This window comes from Altererythrobacter sp. Root672 (assembly GCF_001427865.1).
Taxonomy (GTDB): domain Bacteria; phylum Pseudomonadota; class Alphaproteobacteria; order Sphingomonadales; family Sphingomonadaceae; genus Croceibacterium_A.
The window spans coordinates 522,735-542,853 of the sequence record NZ_LMHH01000002.1; the positions used below are offsets into that span (position 1 = coordinate 522,735).

The window sequence follows — 20,119 nt, forward strand, 5'->3', positions numbered from 1 at the left end:
GGCCCGCGTCCGTTTCAGGACGGAGCCGCGGTTCGGTTGGAATTCGGCTAGGCTTCTTCGGCCAGGAAGGCGATCAGCGCTTTCTCATACTCGTCGACAGCGCCATCCGCCTCAACGTGGGCGTCGAGCCATTGCGTCTCGCCGGCGTCGACCTTCTCAGCTTCGGTCAATTCCGCAAGCGCGTCGCGCGCGGGTTGCTTCTTGCCGAACACCACACCGAACGCATTCGGCGCGCTCTGGACCATGCGGCCGAGGAAGCGCGCCACGTGGGTCGTGTCATCGGCGACGAAGGCTTCGAGTTCGGCCGCCTGTTCGCGCGAGATCTGGGCTGTCCGCGAGGCGACGCCCTGCAGGTAGTTTGCTACGCCCTGCACGAACATGCGCTGCCATTCAGATGCGTTGTCAGCGCCGAGCGCTGCGTCCTTCAGGCGAAACAGCATTTCGGCCTCGACGCACGAAACCGCGGCCGGGCCATCGCCCGCCGGGGCGAACAGCACCCGGCGCAGGAGCGCGGCTTCGGTGGCGTTCACCGATCCAGCTATCAGTTCACCGCTCCGCGTCGGACCGCTGCCGGTCAGCACGGCCTGTTCGACCTGCTGGAGGATGTAGCTCTTGAGCCGCTGCGGCGCGTTGAGGCCGCGTTCGAGTACGCGGACGAGCAGTTCCAGCTCGGTCATGCCCTTGAGCTGGCCGTCGCGGTCGAGGCGCTCGATCAGCCAGGCCGCGGCGTCTTCGGAGACGTAACCGCGCGGTTCGGCCCCGTTGAGGACATATTCGCCGATCGCCTCGACGAAGAAGTCGCTCCATTCGGCCGTCGGTTGCTCTAGCGCGTCGTTGACGTCGAAGATCGCGGCGGCTTCCTGCGCCTGGATCGAGCCATCGCCCCAGCCAGCGCGGCGCAGGGCGAGGATTTCGTCGGCGGAGATCGCACCATCGGCGGCAGCCTGGCGCGCGATATCGGCGAACTGCATAGTCATGCTCGGTCGTGCTCCCTTAATTTTGGGAACAGGATATCGCGCAACAAGCTTAAATTGGGGTTACTTCGGCGGCGGGTCTTATCGACCCAGGGCGGCAACGCACGCCGCGCGATCGACATCCTGGCCGTCGCTCGCCCGGCGGGCTTCGACCCAGGTAGCGACCGGCTCAGCGCCTTCGCGCAGCGGATAGAGGAACACGTCGAGCACGCAGGCCTCGCCGGAAAACTGCAGCTTGCGCATGTCGCCTTCGCGCACGTCGAGGCGCGGGTTGCCGAATTGGCGCACCAAGGCGCCCGAATCCCGCTCGATCACCGACTCCAGCCCTGGCGCGCGCATGACCTGCGGCGCGCGGAAGCCCGGCACTGGCGGCGCGTTAGGCTGGGTCGGCGGTACGACCTGGGTGATTGGGGAGCGCGCCGGCGGTGGCGGCGGCGGCGGTGCTTTCGCTTGGGGAACGGTGGCGCATCCGGCCAGAAGCGGCAGGATCGGCAGCAAGAGTTTGAAACGCATGCTCAGGTGCGGCCTTTTCGGTGGATAAGGTGGGTTGAGGCGGCCGCCCCCAGCAGCGGCGCGAGCAAGTTCACGAACGGCACTGCCAGCAGCGCGGCGATAACGCCACCCAGCAGGAGCCGTTCACCCCGGCTGACGGGGGCGGGGTCTGCAGCGTCGCGACGGTGGCGAAGCCAGACCATGTCCTGCAGCTCACGCCCCACAAGAACGGCGTTCACCACCAGAAACAGCAGGGCTGGGCCAATGCCCGTGACCAGCAGCGCGATGGCGAAGGGAAAGGCGGCCAGATTGACGAACGACGCCCGCAACGCCGCCTTCAGGCTGGTGGAGAACTGTTCGCGCACCGGCAAATCGCGCGCTCGGGCGGCGGCTTGCGGATAGTAGCGCTGCTCGACCGCCTGGACCACGTCGTCGGCAAAGAACTGGATCACCGCCATGGCCACGATCCGCCAGGCGAGCCACAGGCCGACAAGGGCGACGAACAGCGATGCGAGTCCGCGAACCTCGTCCGCACCCGCAAATAACCGTTCGTCCAGGCCGAGGGCGGCCAGGGCCCAGTCGAGCAGATACCAGCCCCCGACCGCCACCAGGACGAACAGGACCACGGTAACTGCAAGGCTTTTCAGCAGGATCCGTATCACTCGGGGATCGGCCAATTGGCCGAGCGCGAGCAGCAGTGAAGTTGCGACCCCAGGCATAGACGCTTGCGATTGCGCGCGCAGCAGGCCAAGTCAACGCCCGCGCGGCCTGCTGAGCCGCGTGTCCTCCACTCGAATTCTCGGAAAACCGCATGTCCGAACCTAAATACGACGTCATCGCCATCGGCAACGCCATCGTCGACGTGATGGCTCCCTGTGACGACGAGCTCATCAATCTGCTCGGAATGGTCCGGGGCGGGATGACGCTGATCGACGAGGCGGAGGCCGAGCGGCTCTACGGCATGATGGGCCCGGCAAGGGAGATTTCGGGCGGGTCGGCGGCTAATACCCTGGCCGGTCTCGCGGCGCTGGGGGTCAGCTGCGCCTTCATCGGCCAGGTTGCCGAGGACCAGCTCGGAGAGGTTTTCGCCCACGACATTCGCGCCGGCGGCATCGCTTTCGACACGCCCGCCCGCGCCGGCGAGCCCGCGACGGCGCGCTGCCTGATCTATGTGACGCCCGATGGCCAGCGGACGATGAACACCTTCCTTGGCGCTTCGCAGTTCCTTCCCGCGAGCGCGCTCGATGACGAAGTGATCGCCAACGCCCGCGTGCTCTACCTCGAAGGCTACCTGTGGGATCCGGAAGAGCCGCGCGCTGCCATGCGCCGGGCCATTTCAGCCGCCCGCGATGCCGGGCGCAAGGTCGCTCTTACCCTTTCGGATTCGTTCGTCATCGCGCGCCATGCCAATGATTTCAGGGCCTTGTTGGCCGAAGGGCAGATCGACATCCTGTTCGGCAACGAGGACGAGCTCCACACCATGACGGGTGAGCGGGACTTCGAGGCGGGGGTCGCCATTCTCGCTCCGCAAGTGCCGATCCTGGTGATCACGCGCAGCGCCAAGGGCGCCATTGCGGTCGCCGGTGAAGAACGCGCCGAAGTGGCGGCAGAGCCGATAGACGAGGTCGTCGACACCACGGGCGCAGGCGATCTGTTCGCGGCCGGATTCCTGGCTGGCCATGTACGCGAGTTGCCGCTCGCGACGTGCTTGCGCATGGGCGCGATCGCCGCGGCCGAGGTCATCAGCCACTACGGTGCGCGGCCCGAAGCCAACCTCACCGCGCTGATGGACGAACGGCTCGGCTGACCAGCCAGCCCCGGAAAAAGGGCACAATTGGGTGAATCTTAGGACTTCCGCGCTATCCGCGCGGGAGAACCGGAGCGCCATCCAACGATGCGATTCACGTCCTCATGATCGACCTCGGCCTTCCCGGCGGGATGGAGGCGCTCGTGCGTGGGTGGGAGCTGCTCCAGCCTCAGGCCACGTTGCCGACGCAAGGCGCTGATTTCGTTGCGGCCCTTGGCCGCACCCTGCTGGCCGATACCCCGATCAAGCTGATCGAAGCGAAGGAAGCGGACGAAACCGTCGCTGTCCTTCCCTTGTGCCACGGACGCGGCCCGTTCGCGCGGTGGCGCTTGCCCGGCGCAGCCGAAGTGTTCGAGCCGGGCGATGCCCTGTGCCGTGACAGCCGTTCGGCCCAAACGCTGGCGCAATTTCTGTCCCGGCAGGCCCGTGCGGTCGAACTGCACCGCGTTCCAGCCAACTCCTCGCTGATTCCGGCCCTCAGGGCGGCCATGAAGGGGCGCGGCTGGGTTTCGGTGCGTCCGGCAACGGCCTGCCCCTATATCCTGCTCGATGCGTCGTGGACCGATGCGGAGCGCCGGTTCTCCGCCCGCCGCAGGTCCGACTTCCGCCGGGCCGAGCGTCGGGCGGCCGAATTTGGCCAAGTGACCTGCGAAATCCTGTCCCCGAACCCGGCCGAATTTGACGCCTTGTTCGACGAGGCCGTGGCGGTCGAAGCGCGCAGCTGGAAGACTGAGGCTGGAACCGCGATCGCCAGCGAGCCGGTCAAGGAGGAGTTCTTCCGTTCCTATTTCCAGGCCGCCTGCGACCGCGGAGAATTTCGCGTCGCCTTCCTGCGCATCGACGGCAAGGCGATCGCCATGCAACTCGCTGTCGAATGGGCGGGTCGCTACTGGCTCTACAAGATCGGTTACGACGAGGCCTATGGCCGGTGCTCACCCGGCACGCTGTTGATGCTGCATTGCCTGGGCCGAGCGGCTGGGCAGGGGCTGGTGAGCTTTGAACTGCTCGGCGATGCCGAGGCCTGGATCGCCGACTTCTGGACCCGCGAACAGCACGAATGCCGCCGGGTGCGGACATATCCCTTGAGTCTTTCCGGACTGACGGCGCTGCTGGCTGACGGTTACGTCTGGATGTGGGGGCGGCTCCGGCCGAGCGCGGCATGAGCGGTGTGATCAAATCCCGGCTGCGCGATTTCCGCTACGCGCTGCCCAACCTCGTCGAACGGATCGTTCCGGGCCAAGAGCCGGCCGCTGCGGCCGCGCAATGCGCTGAGTTCGCACAGCAAGGGTTCAAGACCACGGCGGGCTTTTTCGGAGCCGGCGAGACCAGCCGTGAGCACGTCATCGCCGCCAATCGCCAAGTCGCGCACGCGCTCGCGCAGGCTCGCGGCAATACCCTGCTGGCGGTGAAAGCGCCCGCGCTGGGTTTCGACCCTATGGCTTTGCGCCGGATTGCCGCTTCGGGCGTGCCACTCGTGTTCGATGCCCTGACCGAGCCGCATGCCGAACAGACCGTGGCCCTGGCCCAGGAATTCTGTGCCGGTATCGCGCTCCCAGCGCGGTGGCGGCGCAGTGCTGCCGATGCCGAGCGCCTGCGCGACGAACCGTGCCGCATCCGGCTGGTCAAGGGCGAGTGGGCCGATCCGGGCGGGGACGTTCCCGACGTCGCGGCAGCTTATCTCGAGCTCGCATCGATCCTCGCTGGGCGCTGGACCATGGTGGGCGTCGCGACACACGATCCGCGCCTCGCCGAAACCGCGCTCGGGACGCTTCTCGATGCGGGGACGCCTTGCGAACTCGAACTCATCCGCGGCCTTCCGCGCCGCCGGACCTTGGAAGTCGCGCGCCGGATGGGCGTGCCGGTGCGGCTGTACTATCCCTTCGGGCCCGGTTGGTGGCCTTACGCGATCGACAAGGCGCTCTCCCGTCCATACCTGCCGGTCTGGGCAGTGCGGGATATGCTGGGGTTTTAGATCCTCCCCGAGCTTGCTCGGGGAGGGGGACCGCCGACGAAGTCGGGCGTGGAGGGGCAGGCCGCGCTCTTCCGCGTACCCCTCCGTCACGCGCTTTCAGCGCGCGCCACCTCCCCGAGACGAGCTCGGGGAGGATCTCACAAGCTTATTGTCCCGCAGTCTCGCGCTCGATCTCGCGCCAGCCGATGTCGCGGCGGCAGAATCCAGTCGGAAAATCCAGTGCATCGACCGCGCGATAGGCTGCGGCTTGGGCTTCGGCCACGCTGCCACCATGCGCGGTCACGTTGAGCACGCGCCCGCCGTTGGCGACCAGTCGCCCCTCCACATCGAGCGTGGTCCCCGCATGGAAGACTTTCGCTCCCGTGGCTTCGGCAACCTCGATATTCGCGATCCGTCCACCCTTGGCGGGCGTTCCTGGATAGCCATCCGCCGCCATCACCACGGTCAGCGCTTTCTCGGTCGAGAACTGCGGAGCCGGCAGCGCACCGAGGCTGTAGTCGGCGCAGGCGAGCAGGTATTCGCCGAGATCGCTTTCCAACCGCATCATCAAGACCTGGCATTCGGGATCGCCGAAGCGGCAGTTGTATTCGACCAGCTTGGGACCTTCGCTCGTCAGCATGAGCCCGGCGTAGAGCACGCCCGCATAGGGCGTACCTTCGTCGGCCATCGTCTTGACCGTCGGCTCCAGGATCTTGCTCAGCACTTCGCCGCGCAATTCGGGCGTCAGAACCCTTGCCGGGCTGTAGGCGCCCATGCCGCCGGTGTTGGGGCCGGTATCGCCATCGCCAACGCGCTTGTGGTCCTGCGCGCTGCCGAACGGGACGATGACCGCGCCGTCGGTCAGGGCGAAGAAGCTCACTTCCTCGCCTTCCATGAACTCTTCGATCACGACTTCCGCGCCGGCATCACCGAACGAGCCGCCGAACATGTCGTCTAGGGCAGCTTCCGCTTCCGCCCGGTCCAACGCGATCACCACGCCCTTGCCCGCGGCGAGGCCATCGGCCTTGAGCACGTAGGGGGCAGTGAAGCGGTCGAGTGCCGCCACGGCCTGTTCCAGCGACGTGGTGCGGACATAGCCCGCGGTGGGAATACCGGCTCGTTCGCACAGGTCCTTGGTGAAACCCTTGCTGCCTTCGAGCTGGGCGGCCGCCTGGGATGGCCCAAACACGGCGAAGCCTGCCGCGCGTAGCGAATCGGATAGACCGTCCACCAGAGGCGCCTCGGGCCCGATGACCACCAGACCGATGCCCCGCTCGTTGCAGAAGGCGACGACCTGCGCGTGGTCGGTCAGGTCGAGCGGTACCAGCGTGGCGTGCTGTGCAACGCCCGGATTTCCGGGGGATGCGTAGAGCGTGCCGCCGTTTTCCGCGATCAGCCGGGATTGCGCGAGTTTCCATGCCAGCGCATGTTCGCGTCCGCCCGATCCAATCAGCAGGATGTTCATGCCCGGCCCTTCCTTCAATGACGATGATGCCCCCGCCGGCGGGCTGGTAGCCAAGGGGCAGCCCGGGGACAACGCTGCGCCGCTCTCGATCACCGAGATTTCGAATATTCTGAAGCGTACGGTCGAGGATCGCTTCGGTTTCGTGCGCCTGCGCGGCGAGCTTTCCGGGGTCAAGCGCGCGGCCTCGGGGCACCTCTACTGCAGCCTCAAGGACGAAGGCGCGGTGATCGACGGGGTTATGTGGCGCGGCGGCGTGCAGCGGCTGGGCTTTGTGCCGGAGGACGGCATCGAAGTCGTCGCCACTGGCAAGCTGACGACCTACCCGGGCCGCTCGAAGTACCAGATCGTCATCGAGGCGATGGAAGTGGCGGGCGAGGGCGCGCTGCTCGCGCTGCTCGAGAAGACTCGCCGGCGGCTTGAGGCGGAGGGCTTGTTCGCCGCGGAACGCAAGCGGCGGTTGCCGTTCCTGCCGCGGATCATCGGCGTGGTCACTTCACCCACCGGCGCGGTGATCCGCGACATCCTCCATCGCCTGGCCGACCGTTTCCCGAGCCAGGTCCTGGTCTGGCCCGTGCTTGTCCAGGGCCAGGGCGCTGCCGAGCAAGTCGCCAATGCGCTCGCCGGCTTTGCCGCTTTGCCCGAAGGCGGGCCGATACCGCGCCCTGACTTGCTGATCGTCGCCCGTGGCGGGGGCTCGATCGAGGACTTGTGGTCTTTCAACGAAGAGATCGTGGTCCGCGCCATTGCAGGGTCGCCGATTCCGGTGATCAGCGCAGTCGGGCACGAGACCGACACGACCTTGGCCGACTATGCAGCCGATCACCGTGCGCCGACACCCACAGCGGCCGCCGAAATCGCGGTGCCGGTCCTGCGGGACCTAGCCGCGACGCTCGACGAGTTCGGCCTGCGCCAGCGCAAGTGCGCGCTCCGCCCAGTGCAGCTCGGGCGCGAGCGACTTGAAGCGCGGCTGGCGCGGATGCCCAAGCCCGAAGCGCTGGCCACACAGCCGGCCCAGCGGCTCGACGATCTCGGCGAACGACTGCGGCGCGGGCTGGCGGACCGGGCGGCGCAAGCCAAGGACCGGCTGCAAGGCGATTCGGCGCGCCTTTCGGCGCCCTTGCTCAGAGCCCGGGTCGATCGGGCCCGCGACCGATTGGCGACGGTTCGGCTGCTACCCACGCTGCTGACCCGGCCGCTGGCGGAAGGGCGCGAACGGTTGGGATCGATTTCCCGCTTGGCCGAGCATCTCCATCCCGAACGTCCGCTACAGCGCGGCTACGTCATGGTGCTGGACGCCCAGGGCGCGGCGGTCACCGACGCTGCCCATGCTCGCAAGGAGGCAAGCCTGTCGTTGAAGTTCCGCGACGGGACGCTCGACGTGGTCCCGGCAGGATCGCCCCGCCCGCCGCGAAGCAAGCCGGCTTCGTCGCCCGGCGAGCAACCGAAATTGCTTTGAGGGAGGGGGCTTGGTAAGGCGATGGCCATGCTGATGTCTTCAGGCGAACAAGCCGCCACTCTGCTCTACGGCCCCAACGGATTCCGGGTCATCAAACCCGGACGCTTTGTCACATGCGCGGTAACCGGCGAACCGATCGCGCTGGAAGAACTGCGCTACTGGAGCGTGGACCGGCAGGAACCCTACGCCAGCCCTGAAATCTCGACTCGCAGGTTGCTCGGCCAAGCGTGAAGCGCGCCCTGGCTCTGGCCCTGGGGTGTCTGGGCGTTGCTTGTGTCGCGTCACATGCTGCGGTTCGGGCACAGGATGAGCCGGCGCCGCTCGCGGTCCAGGTCAAACCCATGGCGCTCGATCTCAGCGGGGAAATGACCCAAGGCGGCTGGATTCGCGGTCAGTTACCGATTGGCACTGTCCAGGCCGACCTTGGTGGCACCGTCATCTCCTTCGACGCCGACAGACAGTTCTTTGCCGCCTTTGATCGCGACGCAGGCCCACGGACTTTCTTGTCCGTCTCGCTCCAGAACGGCAGTCACCTGGCGCAAGAGATCTCGGTTTCGCCGCGCGCGTGGAATATCGAGCAGGTCGATGCCTCCCCCACTGCCAATGTGCCGAGCGAAGCGTTCATGGCGCGGCGCAAGCCTGAACTCGAACGCATCGCCGCTGCCCGTCAGGTGGAATCCGGTAGCCAGGGTTGGCGGCAGAACTTCGTCTGGCCGGCCACCGGGCGGATCTCGGGGCGATTCGGTTCGCAGCGGGTCTATCGCGGGGAGCCGGGGAGCTATCATTCGGGGATAGACATCGCGGGCGGCACCGGCACCTCTTATGTCGCACCCGCGGATGGCGTGGTGGTGCTCGCTGCCGAATCGCCTTTCACGCTTGAGGGCAACCTGCTGATCATCGATCACGGCATGGGCCTGAGCAGCGCGTTCCTGCACAGCTCCGAACTGCTCGTGCACACCGGCGAGGCGGTGAAGCAGGGTCAGCTGATCGGGAGGATCGGCGCGACGGGCCGGGCAACAGGGCCGCATCTTCATTGGGGGCTGGTCTGGCGCGGCGCTCGGCTCGATCCGCTGCTCTTCACCGGGCCGATGCCCTGAACCTTTGAGAGGCATCCGGCGGGATGTTGCGGCTGTTCCTTCTGCTGATCGTGGCGCTTGTTCTGGCGCCTGGGACCTGGATCCGCTCGACGCCCGGCGTGAGCGTGGAGGACAATCGTCAGTCGCTTTCGATCACGCCATTGCCGGTGGCGGATAGCGAGCTTGGGGTGTTCGATGTCGCGGGCGTGTGGGGGCTCGACAGCCGCAACAGTCGATTCGGAAGTTACTCGGGCCTGGTACTACTCGATTCCGGCCGACTGCTTGCCGTGAGCGACAGCGGAAACCAGCTTGAGTTCACCCCGCCAGGCGAGGGTGAGCCGCATCCGCGCCTCGCCTCCCTGGTTGGCCAAAGTGTCAGCGACAAAACCCACTTCGACGCTGAGTCGGCCACCCGCGATCGCGCCAGCGGCCGGCTGTGGGTTGGTTACGAACACAGCAACAGAATTGGTCGACTCGATCGGAATCTTCGCCCCGAGGGCCGTGTGCGTCCTGCGGCGATGCGCAATTGGGGTGGCAATACAGGTCCCGAGGCCATGGCCCGTCTGGACGATGGACGCTTCCTGGTGCTCGCAGAGGCCGATCCTGCGTGGTTTACCGATGACTCCCCCGGCTTGTTGTTCCCTAACGATCCGGTCGAGGGCAGCACTCCGCAGGCCTTTCGATTCGCCGCTCCCGAGGGGTTTCGCCCCGTCGACATGGCGCAACTTCCCGACGGGAGAATGCTGATCCTGTTGCGAGAAGTGAAATGGCGCCTGCCACCGCGATTCGCCGGAAAGCTGATGGTGGCCGATCCGGCCGAAATTCGCAGTGGGGCGGTGTGGAAGGGGGAGGTCATCGCCGATCTCGAAGAACCCCTTCCGACCGATAACTACGAAGGGCTCGCCATCACGCAGGCCAACGACGGAACTGTCGTTGCCTGGCTGATCTCGGACGACAACGCCGCCTCGTTCCAGCGGACCTTGCTGATGAAGCTCGAATGGCGGCCCGACGGCCAGACACAGCAAAAGGCGCGCGGAACAGGCCGCACGCCTCGCTGATTCGGATTTTAGGGCGCCGGAAGCGCCGCAGCCTTAAGCGGCTACGGCTGTCTTCTTCAGTTCGCGCTTGATCTTGCGAGCCTGCGAGCTGAGCTTTTCGTCCGAGGTCTTCAGCAGCCAGTTGTCGAGGCCACCGTTGTGCTCGACCGAGCGCAGGCCATGGGTCGACACGCGGAACTTGAAGCTCCGGTCCAGCTTCTCGCTGAGCAGCGTCACGTTCTGCAGGTTCGGCAGGAACACGCGCTTGGTCTTGTTGTTAGCGTGGCTCACGTTGTGGCCAGTCTGGCGACCCTTGCCGGTCAATTCGCAAATACGCGACATCGTTCGTCTCTCGAAAATCTAAGCCTGGGGGTGTCCCGGAAAGCGGCGCACATAGCGGTGGGTCCTGCTTGCGTCAACCAATCTTGCGCCCTAGCCGGGTTGCATGACCCGCTGGCCGCTTCCCGAACCGATGGCGCGTGCGCTCGAACTGGCCCGCAAAGCTGCCTTGGCGGGCGAGGTGCCGATCGGTGCCGTGGTGGTCAAGGACGGAGTCGTCGTGGGCGAAGCGCACAACGCCCCGCGCGAACTGACCGACCCCACGGCCCACGCCGAAGTGCTGGCCTTACGCCGCGCGGCGGAAAAGCTGGGCAGTGAGCGGCTTGAGGGATGCGATCTGTGGGTCACGCTTGAACCTTGCGCGATGTGTGCCGGAGCCATCGTCCATGCGCGAATCGCTCGGCTCTATTACGGCGCGCCCGATCCCAAGGGCGGAGCGGTTGAGCACGGTGCGCGGGTATTCGAGCATCCGCAATGCCTTCACCGGCCCGAAGTCTATCCCGGTATCGGCGAAGAACCTGCGGCGGCGCAGTTGCGGGAATTTTTCGCCGCCCGGCGCTAAAGGCCGCGCCAAACCTTCACCGGCGCCGAATCGGCTGGTCCGAAACGCTGTTTGTCGCATTTGGCCGGCATGAAGTCCTTGCCGTAGCAAAGCCGCATCTCTTTCAGCCATCCGCGCTCATTGAGAACCAGGCCGACATGCTCGGGCTCCCAATAGCGATTCGCTTGCGTGAAGGCTTCGCGAATGTCTCCGGCGGTCAGGTCTTCCGAGCGGGCGATCCGATCGAAGTCCGGCCAGCGCAGGCTGTTCCAGAGGATGCGCGTGACCTTGAAGTAGTTCTCGGGTCGCCGCGTCATGCAGCTGCCATGCTTGGCCCACTCGTGCGCCAGCAGCCCTGCCGAGGGTGTCATACATAGGTTACGGGCAAGCTCGGGGGACGATGGCTGGCTCGTGGCCGGGCACCATTGCGGCCAGGTGCCGCGGCCCTCGGGCGGCCAGAGACCGTGGACAACAAAGCCGAAACGCCCTGACTTGCCCGAACATTGCCGGCGATCGCTCGCCCGCGTTTCGCGCCCGCGGCAGTACTCAGGAGACCAGCTGAGTGCGAGCGTATAGCCAGCGATCGGTACCTGACGCACGGGCCCGTCGCGCTTGACGGCGGGCACGCTCAGAGGCCCGCGGGGGACCTGGCACTGATAAGCCTGGGCCTGAGCCGTGCCGGACGCCAGTGTGAGAGCTACAAGGCTCGCAACAAGCGTCCCTTTGCTCACTCGAAGGTGGCCGGGTCGCCTGTGTCCTCGCCGCTCAGCCATGCTTTTGCGTCGGCCTTGAACAAGTAGGCAACCGCGACGAGCTCAAGCCCGTAAACTGCCAGATTCAGGAAAGTCGTGAGACCCCAGGAGCCCGAAAACGCAGCGCGGAGCGACGTCAAACCGAGTGCCACGAAAACGACGAGGACCCATTTCGCCCAGTTCGCGGCCTTGTGGGCGATCAGGTACCAGAGGCCGAGATAGATCGCATATCCGACGGCCGCAGCGCCAATGATGAGGCCGCCGCCGATCCCCAGCTGCTGCATAGCCGGATCGCTCGTCAGGGCGTCCACCGCAGCTTGGTAGCTGATGGCGAAGCCGACCAAGCTCAAGGCGAGCGAGGCCAGAAACAGCCGTTCGAACATAAGAATGGATTGCGGTCGCATGGATTGCCCCCCTTGATTGCCAGGACTTCCTGCCTCAGCGGGTCCATTCGCGCAATGTCACAGGGGCGTGAAGTCGAGTCCAATGTCGGCCGCGGGCGCGCTCTGGGTGAGGCGTCCTACGGAGACGAAGTCGACCCCGCTTGCCGCTATGGCGCTGATGGTGTCGAGACGCACGCCGCCAGAGGCCTCTGTCGGCACTCTTCCGCCGACTGCATTCACAGCCTCTCGCAAGGTCGGCGGATCCATGTTGTCGAGCAACAGGTGGCCTGCCCCGGCGGCGAGGGCGGGTTCGATCTGGTCAATGCGATCCACCTCGCAAATGATCCGTTCGACCCCCACCTCGCGCGCGCGGCGGACGGCCTCGGCTACTCCGCCCGCAACGAGGATGTGGTTGTCCTTGATCATCGCTGCGTCCCACAGCCCCATCCGGTGGTTCTGGGCGCCGCCCATGCGGGTGGCGTATTTCTCGAGCATGCGCAGGCCGGGGATGGTCTTGCGCGTGTCGAGCAGGACGCAATCGGTCTGGCCCATGGCCTCGACGTATTGGCGGCTCATGGTGGCGATTCCCGAGAGGTGCTGCACGGTGTTAAGCGCGCTGCGTTCGGCGGTGAGCATGGCGCGGGCATTGCCCGTCAGGCGCATGATGTCGGTGCCGGCGGGAACCGCATCGCCCTCCTCCGCCAGCAGCTCGATCTCCATGTCTGGATCGAGCGCTTGGAAGAACGCCGCCGCAATCGGCAGGCCCGCAACGACGATCGGATCGCGGCTGTCCATCAGGCCCGAGAAGCGGGAGTCCGCGGGTATGACGCTCTCGGCCGTCACATCGCGCCCGCCATTGGGCAGGCCGACACCCAGATCTTCATCCAGAGTGGCGCGGACGAAAGCGTTCAGGTCGAAGCCGGGAAGGGAGAAGACGGTCATTCGCGCCGTCTGGAGCTTTTTTAGCTGAGCCTCAAGCGTCGACGGGCAGTGCCGCAAGCCAGGGGACTGGATGGGCCCGCCGACGATTGAGGCGGAAACAGACTAGTGGACGAACCGGGCCACCACGTCCCTATACGAACGGCTGACCTTCACCTCGGCACCTGAGCCCAGTACCAGGAAACACTCGCCATTGGTGTGCGGCTTCACCTGGCGCACCTGGTCGAGATTGACGATGGTCGAGCGGTGGACGCGCTGGAACACGCGCGGATCGAGCCGGCGTTCGAGGTCCTTCATCGTCTCGCGCAGGATCAGCGAGTTGTCGCCGGTGTAGATGCACATGTAGTCGCCCGCGGCTTCGATGTGCTCGATCGAATCGACATCGACGCGGAAGATCTGGCCCCGATCCTTGATGTTGATCATCTTTTCGTAGCGGCCGGCATTCTCGTCTTCGATGGGCATGTTCTCGATCGCGTCGGGCGCGATTTCAGCCAGCACGTCCTGCAGCTTCTTGGCCTCGTCGGCCGAGCGCTTTTCAGCGAGGCGGGTGCGGACGCGGTCGAGCGTGTCGGCCAGCTTGTCCTCGTCCACCGGCTTCATCAGGTAATTGACGGCATTGGCCTCGAAAGCGCGGATCGCGTGTTCCTCGAACGCAGTGACGAAGACGAACAACGGCGGTTCGAGCTCCATCACGCCCTTGACCACCGAAAAGCCGTCGAAGCCGGGCATCTGGATGTCGAGGAAGACCAGGTCGGGCTTTTCGGTCTTGATGGCGCGGATCGCCTCGCGCCCATTGGCGCAGGTGCCGATGATCTCGACGTCGGAATAAGGCTCCAGCCGCAGCTGAAGGCCCTGGATCGCAAGTTTCTCGTCATCGACGATTAGCGTTCGAATTGTCATGCACTAGTTCCCATCGCCCGTTGTCCGGGTACGGTGGCAACGGATGGAGCCGTTGCCGGTTTCACGGCGGAGCCAATTTCCGCCGCAGAGTCCTGGAAGGGTTCGTACGGAATTTCGATAATCACGGTGAAGCCACCCTCCGGTGGCGTTTCAATCTCGAAACGGTGCTCCTCGCCATAGGCTTGCGCCAGTCTGTCGCGGATATTCGCCAGGCCGACGCCGGTCGACACCATGTTGTGAGATCCCAACAGCGCATCGCTGACGCGTGCGGCCGTTGCGGTGGCCTGCGCGCCCGGGCCGGTGTCGGCTACGGTCACGCGTAAACGGTTGCCGATGACTTGCGCGGTCAGGCTGATGCGCGCGCCTTCTTCCTGGGGCGAGACGGCGTACTTGATCGCATTTTCCACCAACGGCTGGAGCAGCAGCGAAGGGATGCTGGCCCCCGCCGCTGCGGGCTCGACCTTGAACACGGTGCGCAGCCGTTCCTCGAAGCGCATGCGCTCGATATCGAGGTAGAGCTTCAGGGTTTCTACCTCCTGCGCCACGGAAACCTTGCCGCCGGGCTGGGTAACCAGGGTGTGCCGCAGGAAGCCCGACAGCCGCGTGAGCATGGCATTCGCCGGCTCGGTCTGTTTGAGCAGGACCAGGGTGCTGATCGAATTCAGGGTATTGAACAGGAAGTGCGGATTGAGCTGATAGCGAAGCATGGCGAGCTGGGCGCTCGTCGCCTGCGCCTCGAGCCGCTCAAGTCTGTCCGCTTGCTCTTCGACCTGCAGGTAATAGTTGATGGCGTAGTAGAGCGCTGACCACGCGCCGAGCAGGGTCATGTGGATGTAGGACAGGCCCAGAACCAGCTGGACGAACCCGGTCGTGCCCCCTCGCTGCAGGCTGACTGCCCAACCGTTGATGAACGCTGCCACGAACACTGCCGTGACCAGGACGACGGCCGTCACACTCCAGGTGATGATCGGGCGGCGGTTGATCAGCTTTCCGTAGATCACCGAGAGGACCAGGCTGATCGAGAAGCCGGTTATGGCTTCGATCAGCACCAGCACCAGGAATGACAGGTCCTGACCGTTCGCGAGTGCGGACATCCCGCGCTGAAACGCCGCGGCGCCCCAACCCACGAACTGCAGGCGCCAGAAGGCGCGGTCCTTGTTCTCGAAGAAAGGCGCAGGGCGGAAGGGGAGGTTCGACATCGCGCCGTACTCGCCCGATGCGGGAGTCTGCGTCACGAGCTTGCGGGAAGCCGGGCTGCTGAATGAGGGTAGCCAGCTCAGGTCTTGCGCGCCTCTTCGATGGCCTCCCCGATCGTGTCACGGCCGACTGCGCCGTTCAACGTCCGGTTGCCGATGACCCAGCCCGGCGTGCCCGAAATGCCCAGCGTGCTGGCAAGCGAGGCATTGGCGTGCAGCTGGGCGTCGAACATGCCCGAGGCAATGGCGGCATTGGCCTTCGCAAGGTCCATCCCGGCCTCCTTGGCGGCCGCCTGGATCGCCTCAGGGCTAGGAGGGCCAAGCCGGAACATCGCGGCGTGGAACTGCGCGTAGCGGCCCTGCTGAGCCGCTGCGAGCGCCATGCGAGCGGCGTCGACGCTCTCGGCTGAAAGGATCGGATATTCGTGCATCACCACCCTAAGGTCAGGATTGGCAGCGATCAGCGCATCCACATCCGCAATGCTTTGGCGGCAATAGGTGCAGGCGTAATCGCTGAACTCGACCAGTGTGACCGATCCTTGCGGATTGCCGAGCACGGCGCCTGGGAAAGGCGTTTCGAGTTGGCCGCGCATCGGCTCGATCCGGGCAAGCTGTTCGCGCTCCTGAAGCACTTTCATCGCTTCGGGCAGCACTTCAGGATTGGCCATCAGGTATTCGCGCGTGGTGCGGCCTCCGAGACCGGTCAGGTCCCACAGGGCAGCACCGGCGAAACCGGCGGAGAGCGAAATTACCAGAGTAAGAAACCAGCGCATTGGCCTTGACCTAAGGATTACCCGGCCCGCTGGCAATGGAAGCCGTCATCGGCGGTTCCGTTCGTTCTCGAGCTCCGCGCGCGCCTGCATCGCGACGTCCTGCGCCCGGATCCAGTCCGACGTGCCCTGTGGCAAGGTATGTTCAGCCGATTCCGCGTTCTGCAGGGCCTCGCGCGGACGGCCGCTCATGATCTGTTGCTCTGCGCTCGCCAGCCGAGCCCGCGGGATGTCGCCGCGAGCGCCGTAGACCACACCGAGCTGGTACCAGGCCGAGGGGTTCTCCCGGTCGCGACCGACAGCCGCGCGGAGCACCTTTTCGGCCTCTTCCAGATGGCCCTGGTCTTCGGTCGCGAGCAGGGCGTGAGCGAAAGTCGTGGCGATCAGCGGGTCGTTGTTGGTCATTTCGACCGACTGGCGCAGCGGTTCCAGCGCCTCCGCAGGCTTGCCCGATTCGAGCAGGACCTGGCCCTTCAGCTCGAGGAAATAGGGGTCCTTGGGATCAGCGGCGATCAGCGCGTCGGTTTCGGCGAGCGCATCCTCCATCCGCGATTCCTTGTGGTAGGCATAGGCGCGGGCATAGCGGGCCGGCACCGATGTCATGTAGGTCGGATAGGAATTGAGCGTCTGCTGCGGCGTCGCCAGATAGCCGAACAGCTTGGCCTTGATGCGCAGGAAGCGTTCCTGCTGCTCCGGGTCGGGCGGCGTGTCCCAAGCGGGATCGGCGCGATAGTCCAGCTCAAGACGGGCAAGGCGATCGCCGGAGAGCGGGTGCGTCCGGGCGAAACCGGCTTCGTCGCTCTGGCTGTAGCCGTAGCGGAATTCCTGATTTTGCAGCTTTTGGAAGAACGCGAGCGAGCCCTTGCCCGTAATCCCCGCCTTCGAAAGGTACTGCACGCCCGCGGCGTCAGCACTCGATTCCTGGGTCCGGGAAAAGGACAGGTAATTCCCAAGAGCGGCCTGTTGGCCAAGGGCCATCGCCGCCATCGCCGCGTCACCAGCACCAGCGACGGCGGCGGCAATTCCGGCCAGCATCGAAAGGAGCTGGATCTTCATGGCCTTGCCCATGCTGTCGGTGCCGCTGATTATGTGACCGCCGGTGATGTGGCCCATTTCGTGCGCCAATACGCCCTGGACCATGTTGGCATTGTCGGCCGCGTTGATCAGGCCGGAATGGATGTAGATCCTTTGCCCGCCGGCGACGAAAGCGTTGATCGACGGGTCATCCAGCAGAACGACATCGACCGCGCCCTTCTGCAAGCCGGCCGCCTCGGTGATGGGTTCGACGAGATCCTGCAGCAAGGCTTCGGTTTCTGCGTCGCGCAGGATCGACTGCGCAGCGACGGGTTGAACGCCGATGACGAGCAGGGCCGCGAAGGCTAGCAGGCGAGCGAGCAGGCTGGTGGCGGGTCGCATTTCCAGGCAAGCCTAGCGCATCGGGGCATGAACGGAAACTGAAGCTTGGCGGCTTGCCTGCCGTCATTCGGCCGTTGCTTAGCCGATCAGGCGCTTGGCGGCGCGTTCGAGCAGCGAGGCGTCTTCGGGCACTTCGCCCAGTATCACGATTTCGCCGGCTTCGTTTCGACGGATCATGACCAAGGCGAACTCGTTGCCTTCTGGGGCCAGCGAATTGAACGAGAGCGACGGCATGCCGCGCAGCTTCAGGGCTAGCGCTTCGCGCAGCCCGTTCGGCGTCTCAACGTCCTTGCCGGCTTCCTCGCGGCGCAGGCGGCGTTCGGCCTGGACCACGCCCTTGAGGCCGCCGTCCGCGTCGCGCAGGTAAGGGCCGAGGGCGCCGCGCGGCAGTTCGATACGGTGCGCGTAAGTCAGGGCCGAGGCGTATTCGGTGAGACGCGTCTTGTCGTAGTCATGCCCGAACACGAGCTTGACCACCGGCGTCATCGGCGCGCGGACCTGGACCGTCAGACCGGCATCGGCGAGCAATTCGTTGAATTCGTTTGGTGTTTCGATAGCAGCGAGCGAGAAATCGTAAGCCCGACCAATCGCTTCGTAGAGCGCAGTGCGGGTGCGATCTTCGCTGTTGTTGGCCGCATCGGCCATTTCGCGCGCCGCTGCGAGCCAGTCGCTGAGGCCCATGCTCATCGGATCGACCGACGGCATTTCCATCGCGGTTTCGATATAGTCGGTTAGGTCGAATTCGTCGTCGTCGATCGGGTCGCCCAGTTCGATGGGCAGCTTCCCCGTACCTTCGGAGGTCAGGATCGGCATCTTGAGCAGCGAGCCAAACGAAGGGCGGTGATCGTCTTCCTCGGCCTCGTCTGAGTCGTCGGATTCGTAACCGACTTCCTCGTCATCCTCCTCCTCGCTCTCGTCGAGTTGGTAGACGGCCTCGAAGAGTTCCTCATCTTCGGCCTCATCGTCATCGGCCAATGCATAGGCCTCCTCTTCGGCAGCGATGCCGAATGACGGGAGCGGCAGAGGATCGAATCCGGTGGGCGTGGGGACGTCATCGGTCGGTGCGGGCGGTTCGCTATAGGTCACGTTGATCGAAAGTCCTGTCGGCAGGCCGAGATCCTCGACGTGATCTTCGAAATCGGTGTCGGTTCGGGCTTCAAGGACCTGGTCGATCTCGAGCAGGAGCTCATCCGAATCGAGAGAGTCGGCGAGTTCCTTCCAGTTGATCACCCCATAGATGAAGTCGATCGTGTCATCGTCGCTCGAATAAGGCAGTAGAATCCCGCGGTAGGCGAGAGTCGCCCCGCGCTGGTTCACGAACTCCGCCTCGAAGCCGATCGGCGCCTGGTTGGCGAGGATCTGCATGTAATGGTCGGTGATGCGCGTCAGCAGCGAGCGCGCCGGCACGTCGGCCAGCGTCAACAGCTCTGCATCGCCTTCGCCGCATTCTTCCGCCAGCTTGTCGCCGATAAAGGAGATGCCGGGGTTCTCGATACCCCTGCTGAAGTCGAGCAACACGCTGTAGGGACCGAAGTCGGGGAGGCTATCCAGTTCGAGGTCTTCGATCGCCGGGTAGTTGCGGTCGTCGAGCAGGCTGGCCCAATGATTATAGGCGCGCACCTGCATGCGCCGTTCGTCCTGACCGATCTCGGGACGTGGCGGAGTGCGACGAACGGGTTCGTCGTCGGCCGGGTCATAGCCGTCACCGTCGGCAATAGGCCCGAAGTTGCCCCGCACCGTGTCCATGCAGCTAGTCCCCTAAACCTCTTCGCGACTGCCTATGGGCGCGGCATAGTTAATTACCCGTAAAATTCCCCTCGTGCCGCCGGCGCTTTCCGTATCCGGCCAAGGCTTTGCGCAGCGCTAGGCCGGGTCCGGGATGGCGAGGCCCCGGTCGGTGCCGCACAGGCGGTCCCAGAAGCGGAAATAGAGCCCGTAGTTGCAGCGGTACGCATCATGATGCCGCTGGTGGTGGCTCGCGGTAATCAGCCAGCCGCCTAGCCTGGAATGGACGAGCGCGCGGGGAAACATCTCCCACCCCATGTGGTTGGTCACGCCCATCAGGGTCATGATCGCCAGCACCAGGCCGAGCATGGCGACATGGATCGGCACCACGAACACCAGCAACGGAATGACCACGGCGCCGCTCAGGGCCTCGATCGGGTGGAAGCTCATCGCCGCCCAGGCGGTTGGCGGTCGGCTCGCATGGTGGACCGCGTGGGCGGCCCGGAACCAGCGCGGACGGTGGAACAGGCGGTGGGTCCAGTAGAACCAGGTATCGTGTAGGAGGAGATAAGCGAAGAGCGAGACCGGCAAGTACCACAGCGGATAGTCGGCAAGGCCGGTGTAGATCTGCGTCCAGCCGCGGTTTTGCCAGCCCCACGCGACGATTCCGGCAGGAACCCCATAGATCGCCGCCGAGGCGAGCGACCAGACGATCTCGCGCCGGATTTGCGGGTCCAGCCCGGCATAGAGCCCTGGGTGGATGCGGCGTGTGACGAACGCGAACACTCCGCTTGAAAGCGCATAGCGTGCAGCGACGATGGCCGTCATGGCCAGGGCTGAGAGAGCCAGTTCGTTCACGCGCACATGCTGCCACAAGCAGCCATCCTTTGGGAAGCGACG

Annotated in this window: 22 protein-coding genes; 8 read left to right on the forward strand and 14 right to left on the reverse strand. The window is 65.2% G+C overall.

Annotated elements, in window-relative coordinates:
• Positions 1 to 47: 47 nt before the first annotated feature.
• The 3 genes from ASD76_RS13810 to ASD76_RS13820 all read right to left on the reverse strand — a co-directional run bounded on the left by ASD76_RS13810 (position 48) and on the right by ASD76_RS13820 (position 2,185).
• On the reverse strand, positions 48 to 977 hold the full coding sequence (locus tag ASD76_RS13810; RefSeq protein WP_055924037.1) for a hypothetical protein: 930 nt from the start codon (positions 975 to 977) through the stop codon (positions 48 to 50).
• Between the two features lie 78 nt (positions 978 to 1,055).
• Positions 1,056 to 1,487, reverse strand: a complete 432-nt coding sequence (locus ASD76_RS13815; RefSeq protein WP_055924040.1) for a hypothetical protein — start codon at positions 1,485 to 1,487, stop codon at positions 1,056 to 1,058.
• Positions 1,488 to 1,489: 2 nt separating this feature from the next.
• Complete coding sequence (locus ASD76_RS13820) at positions 1,490 to 2,185, reverse strand: EI24 domain-containing protein (RefSeq protein ID WP_055924043.1); 696 nt, start codon at positions 2,183 to 2,185, stop codon at positions 1,490 to 1,492.
• A gap of 92 nt (positions 2,186 to 2,277) precedes the next feature.
• On the opposite strand from ASD76_RS13820, the gene ASD76_RS13825 reads away from it, so the two are divergent.
• The 3 genes from ASD76_RS13825 to ASD76_RS13835 all read left to right on the forward strand — a co-directional run bounded on the left by ASD76_RS13825 (position 2,278) and on the right by ASD76_RS13835 (position 5,245).
• The gene (locus tag ASD76_RS13825) at positions 2,278 to 3,273 is read left to right on the forward strand and encodes an adenosine kinase (protein ID WP_055924046.1); all 996 of its coding nucleotides are present in this window, start codon (positions 2,278 to 2,280) and stop codon (positions 3,271 to 3,273) included.
• Between the two features lie 104 nt (positions 3,274 to 3,377).
• Positions 3,378 to 4,436, forward strand: coding sequence for a GNAT family N-acetyltransferase (locus tag ASD76_RS13830; protein ID WP_055924049.1), 1,059 nt, complete (start codon positions 3,378 to 3,380; stop codon positions 4,434 to 4,436).
• Positions 4,433 to 5,245: a hypothetical protein gene (locus ASD76_RS13835; RefSeq protein WP_055924345.1), complete on the forward strand. Its 813-nt coding sequence runs from the start codon at positions 4,433 to 4,435 to the stop codon at positions 5,243 to 5,245. The genes ASD76_RS13830 and ASD76_RS13835 overlap by 4 nt, the downstream gene beginning before the upstream one ends.
• Positions 5,246 to 5,390: 145 nt before the next feature.
• Here the strand turns inward: ASD76_RS13835 and purD are convergent, their stop codons facing one another.
• Positions 5,391 to 6,689 carry a phosphoribosylamine--glycine ligase gene (gene purD, locus ASD76_RS13840; protein WP_055924052.1) on the reverse strand — a complete coding sequence of 433 codons (1,299 nt, stop codon included), beginning with the start codon at positions 6,687 to 6,689 and terminating at the stop codon, positions 5,391 to 5,393.
• On the opposite strand from purD, the gene xseA reads away from it, so the two are divergent.
• The 4 genes from xseA to ASD76_RS13860 all read left to right on the forward strand — a co-directional run bounded on the left by xseA (position 6,688) and on the right by ASD76_RS13860 (position 10,279).
• Positions 6,688 to 8,145 carry an exodeoxyribonuclease VII large subunit gene (xseA, locus tag ASD76_RS13845; RefSeq protein ID WP_055924055.1) on the forward strand — a complete coding sequence of 486 codons (1,458 nt, stop codon included), beginning with the start codon at positions 6,688 to 6,690 and terminating at the stop codon, positions 8,143 to 8,145. The two genes, purD and xseA, sit on opposite strands and share 2 nt — an antisense overlap.
• 27 nt (positions 8,146 to 8,172) lie before the next feature.
• A complete protein-coding gene (locus ASD76_RS13850; protein ID WP_055924347.1) occupies positions 8,173 to 8,376 on the forward strand; it encodes a DUF2093 domain-containing protein in 204 nt (67 codons plus the stop codon).
• 110 nt (positions 8,377 to 8,486) lie between these two features.
• Positions 8,487 to 9,242: a M23 family metallopeptidase gene (locus tag ASD76_RS13855; protein ID WP_082553846.1), complete on the forward strand. Its 756-nt coding sequence runs from the start codon at positions 8,487 to 8,489 to the stop codon at positions 9,240 to 9,242.
• Positions 9,243 to 9,265: 23 nt separating this feature from the next.
• Positions 9,266 to 10,279, forward strand: a complete 1,014-nt coding sequence (locus ASD76_RS13860; RefSeq protein ID WP_055924058.1) for an esterase-like activity of phytase family protein — start codon at positions 9,266 to 9,268, stop codon at positions 10,277 to 10,279.
• 33 nt (positions 10,280 to 10,312) lie between these two features.
• Here the strand turns inward: ASD76_RS13860 and rpmB are convergent, their stop codons facing one another.
• Positions 10,313 to 10,600, reverse strand: a complete 288-nt coding sequence (rpmB, locus tag ASD76_RS13865; protein ID WP_055924061.1) for a 50S ribosomal protein L28 — start codon at positions 10,598 to 10,600, stop codon at positions 10,313 to 10,315.
• A gap of 103 nt (positions 10,601 to 10,703) precedes the next feature.
• On the opposite strand from rpmB, the gene ASD76_RS13870 reads away from it, so the two are divergent.
• The gene (locus ASD76_RS13870) at positions 10,704 to 11,159 is read left to right on the forward strand and encodes a nucleoside deaminase (protein WP_055924065.1); all 456 of its coding nucleotides are present in this window, start codon (positions 10,704 to 10,706) and stop codon (positions 11,157 to 11,159) included.
• Here ASD76_RS13870 and ASD76_RS13875 read toward each other — a convergent pair.
• The 9 genes from ASD76_RS13875 to ASD76_RS13915 all read right to left on the reverse strand — a co-directional run bounded on the left by ASD76_RS13875 (position 11,156) and on the right by ASD76_RS13915 (position 20,047).
• The gene (locus ASD76_RS13875; RefSeq protein WP_235506742.1) at positions 11,156 to 11,764 is read right to left on the reverse strand and encodes a ribonuclease T2 family protein; all 609 of its coding nucleotides are present in this window, start codon (positions 11,762 to 11,764) and stop codon (positions 11,156 to 11,158) included. The genes ASD76_RS13870 and ASD76_RS13875 overlap by 4 nt on opposite strands.
• 101 nt (positions 11,765 to 11,865) lie before the next feature.
• Positions 11,866 to 12,294 (reverse strand): hypothetical protein, encoded by a 429-nt coding sequence (locus tag ASD76_RS13880; RefSeq protein ID WP_156457725.1) that lies wholly within the window; start codon positions 12,292 to 12,294, stop codon positions 11,866 to 11,868.
• Positions 12,295 to 12,351: 57 nt separating this feature from the next.
• The gene (nadC, locus tag ASD76_RS13885) at positions 12,352 to 13,215 is read right to left on the reverse strand and encodes a carboxylating nicotinate-nucleotide diphosphorylase (RefSeq protein ID WP_055924073.1); all 864 of its coding nucleotides are present in this window, start codon (positions 13,213 to 13,215) and stop codon (positions 12,352 to 12,354) included.
• Between the two features lie 102 nt (positions 13,216 to 13,317).
• Positions 13,318 to 14,112 (reverse strand): LytR/AlgR family response regulator transcription factor, encoded by a 795-nt coding sequence (locus ASD76_RS13890; RefSeq protein WP_055924076.1) that lies wholly within the window; start codon positions 14,110 to 14,112, stop codon positions 13,318 to 13,320.
• A complete protein-coding gene (locus ASD76_RS13895) occupies positions 14,109 to 15,311 on the reverse strand; it encodes a sensor histidine kinase (RefSeq protein ID WP_055924356.1) in 1,203 nt (400 codons plus the stop codon). The genes ASD76_RS13890 and ASD76_RS13895 overlap by 4 nt, the downstream gene beginning before the upstream one ends.
• 77 nt (positions 15,312 to 15,388) lie before the next feature.
• Positions 15,389 to 16,081 carry a DsbA family protein gene (locus ASD76_RS13900; protein ID WP_055924079.1) on the reverse strand — a complete coding sequence of 231 codons (693 nt, stop codon included), beginning with the start codon at positions 16,079 to 16,081 and terminating at the stop codon, positions 15,389 to 15,391.
• Positions 16,082 to 16,126: 45 nt separating this feature from the next.
• On the reverse strand, positions 16,127 to 17,494 hold the full coding sequence (locus ASD76_RS13905; protein WP_055924084.1) for a M48 family metalloprotease: 1,368 nt from the start codon (positions 17,492 to 17,494) through the stop codon (positions 16,127 to 16,129).
• Between the two features lie 78 nt (positions 17,495 to 17,572).
• The gene (locus ASD76_RS13910) at positions 17,573 to 19,240 is read right to left on the reverse strand and encodes a hypothetical protein (RefSeq protein WP_055924087.1); all 1,668 of its coding nucleotides are present in this window, start codon (positions 19,238 to 19,240) and stop codon (positions 17,573 to 17,575) included.
• Between the two features lie 117 nt (positions 19,241 to 19,357).
• A complete protein-coding gene (locus ASD76_RS13915; RefSeq protein WP_055924359.1) occupies positions 19,358 to 20,047 on the reverse strand; it encodes a sterol desaturase family protein in 690 nt (229 codons plus the stop codon).
• Positions 20,048 to 20,119: the final 72 nt, after the last annotated feature.

Excerpts from the sequence above, each read along its gene's own strand:
- ASD76_RS13810 (WP_055924037.1), bottom strand. The coding sequence starts at position 977 with ATGACTATGCAGTTCGCCGATATCGCGCGCCAGGCTGCCGCCGATGGT.
- ASD76_RS13815 (WP_055924040.1), bottom strand. The coding sequence starts at position 1,487 with ATGCGTTTCAAACTCTTGCTGCCGATCCTGCCGCTTCTGGCCGGATGC.
- ASD76_RS13820 (WP_055924043.1), bottom strand. The coding sequence starts at position 2,185 with ATGCCTGGGGTCGCAACTTCACTGCTGCTCGCGCTCGGCCAATTGGCC.
- ASD76_RS13825 (WP_055924046.1), top strand. The coding sequence starts at position 2,278 with ATGTCCGAACCTAAATACGACGTCATCGCCATCGGCAACGCCATCGTC.
- ASD76_RS13830 (WP_055924049.1), top strand. The coding sequence starts at position 3,378 with ATGATCGACCTCGGCCTTCCCGGCGGGATGGAGGCGCTCGTGCGTGGG.
- ASD76_RS13835 (WP_055924345.1), top strand. The coding sequence starts at position 4,433 with ATGAGCGGTGTGATCAAATCCCGGCTGCGCGATTTCCGCTACGCGCTG.
- xseA (WP_055924055.1), top strand. The coding sequence starts at position 6,688 with ATGCCCGGCCCTTCCTTCAATGACGATGATGCCCCCGCCGGCGGGCTG.
- purD (WP_055924052.1), bottom strand. The coding sequence starts at position 6,689 with ATGAACATCCTGCTGATTGGATCGGGCGGACGCGAACATGCGCTGGCA.
- ASD76_RS13850 (WP_055924347.1), top strand. The coding sequence starts at position 8,173 with ATGCTGATGTCTTCAGGCGAACAAGCCGCCACTCTGCTCTACGGCCCC.
- ASD76_RS13855 (WP_082553846.1), top strand. The coding sequence starts at position 8,487 with ATGGCGCTCGATCTCAGCGGGGAAATGACCCAAGGCGGCTGGATTCGC.
- ASD76_RS13860 (WP_055924058.1), top strand. The coding sequence starts at position 9,266 with ATGTTGCGGCTGTTCCTTCTGCTGATCGTGGCGCTTGTTCTGGCGCCT.
- rpmB (WP_055924061.1), bottom strand. The coding sequence starts at position 10,600 with ATGTCGCGTATTTGCGAATTGACCGGCAAGGGTCGCCAGACTGGCCAC.
- ASD76_RS13870 (WP_055924065.1), top strand. The coding sequence starts at position 10,704 with ATGACCCGCTGGCCGCTTCCCGAACCGATGGCGCGTGCGCTCGAACTG.
- ASD76_RS13880 (WP_156457725.1), bottom strand. The coding sequence starts at position 12,294 with ATGCGACCGCAATCCATTCTTATGTTCGAACGGCTGTTTCTGGCCTCG.
- nadC (WP_055924073.1), bottom strand. The coding sequence starts at position 13,215 with ATGACCGTCTTCTCCCTTCCCGGCTTCGACCTGAACGCTTTCGTCCGC.
- ASD76_RS13890 (WP_055924076.1), bottom strand. The coding sequence starts at position 14,112 with ATGACAATTCGAACGCTAATCGTCGATGACGAGAAACTTGCGATCCAG.
- ASD76_RS13895 (WP_055924356.1), bottom strand. The coding sequence starts at position 15,311 with ATGTCGAACCTCCCCTTCCGCCCTGCGCCTTTCTTCGAGAACAAGGAC.
- ASD76_RS13900 (WP_055924079.1), bottom strand. The coding sequence starts at position 16,081 with ATGCGCTGGTTTCTTACTCTGGTAATTTCGCTCTCCGCCGGTTTCGCC.
- ASD76_RS13905 (WP_055924084.1), bottom strand. The coding sequence starts at position 17,494 with ATGCGACCCGCCACCAGCCTGCTCGCTCGCCTGCTAGCCTTCGCGGCC.
- ASD76_RS13910 (WP_055924087.1), bottom strand. The coding sequence starts at position 19,240 with ATGGACACGGTGCGGGGCAACTTCGGGCCTATTGCCGACGGTGACGGC.
- ASD76_RS13915 (WP_055924359.1), bottom strand. The coding sequence starts at position 20,047 with ATGACGGCCATCGTCGCTGCACGCTATGCGCTTTCAAGCGGAGTGTTC.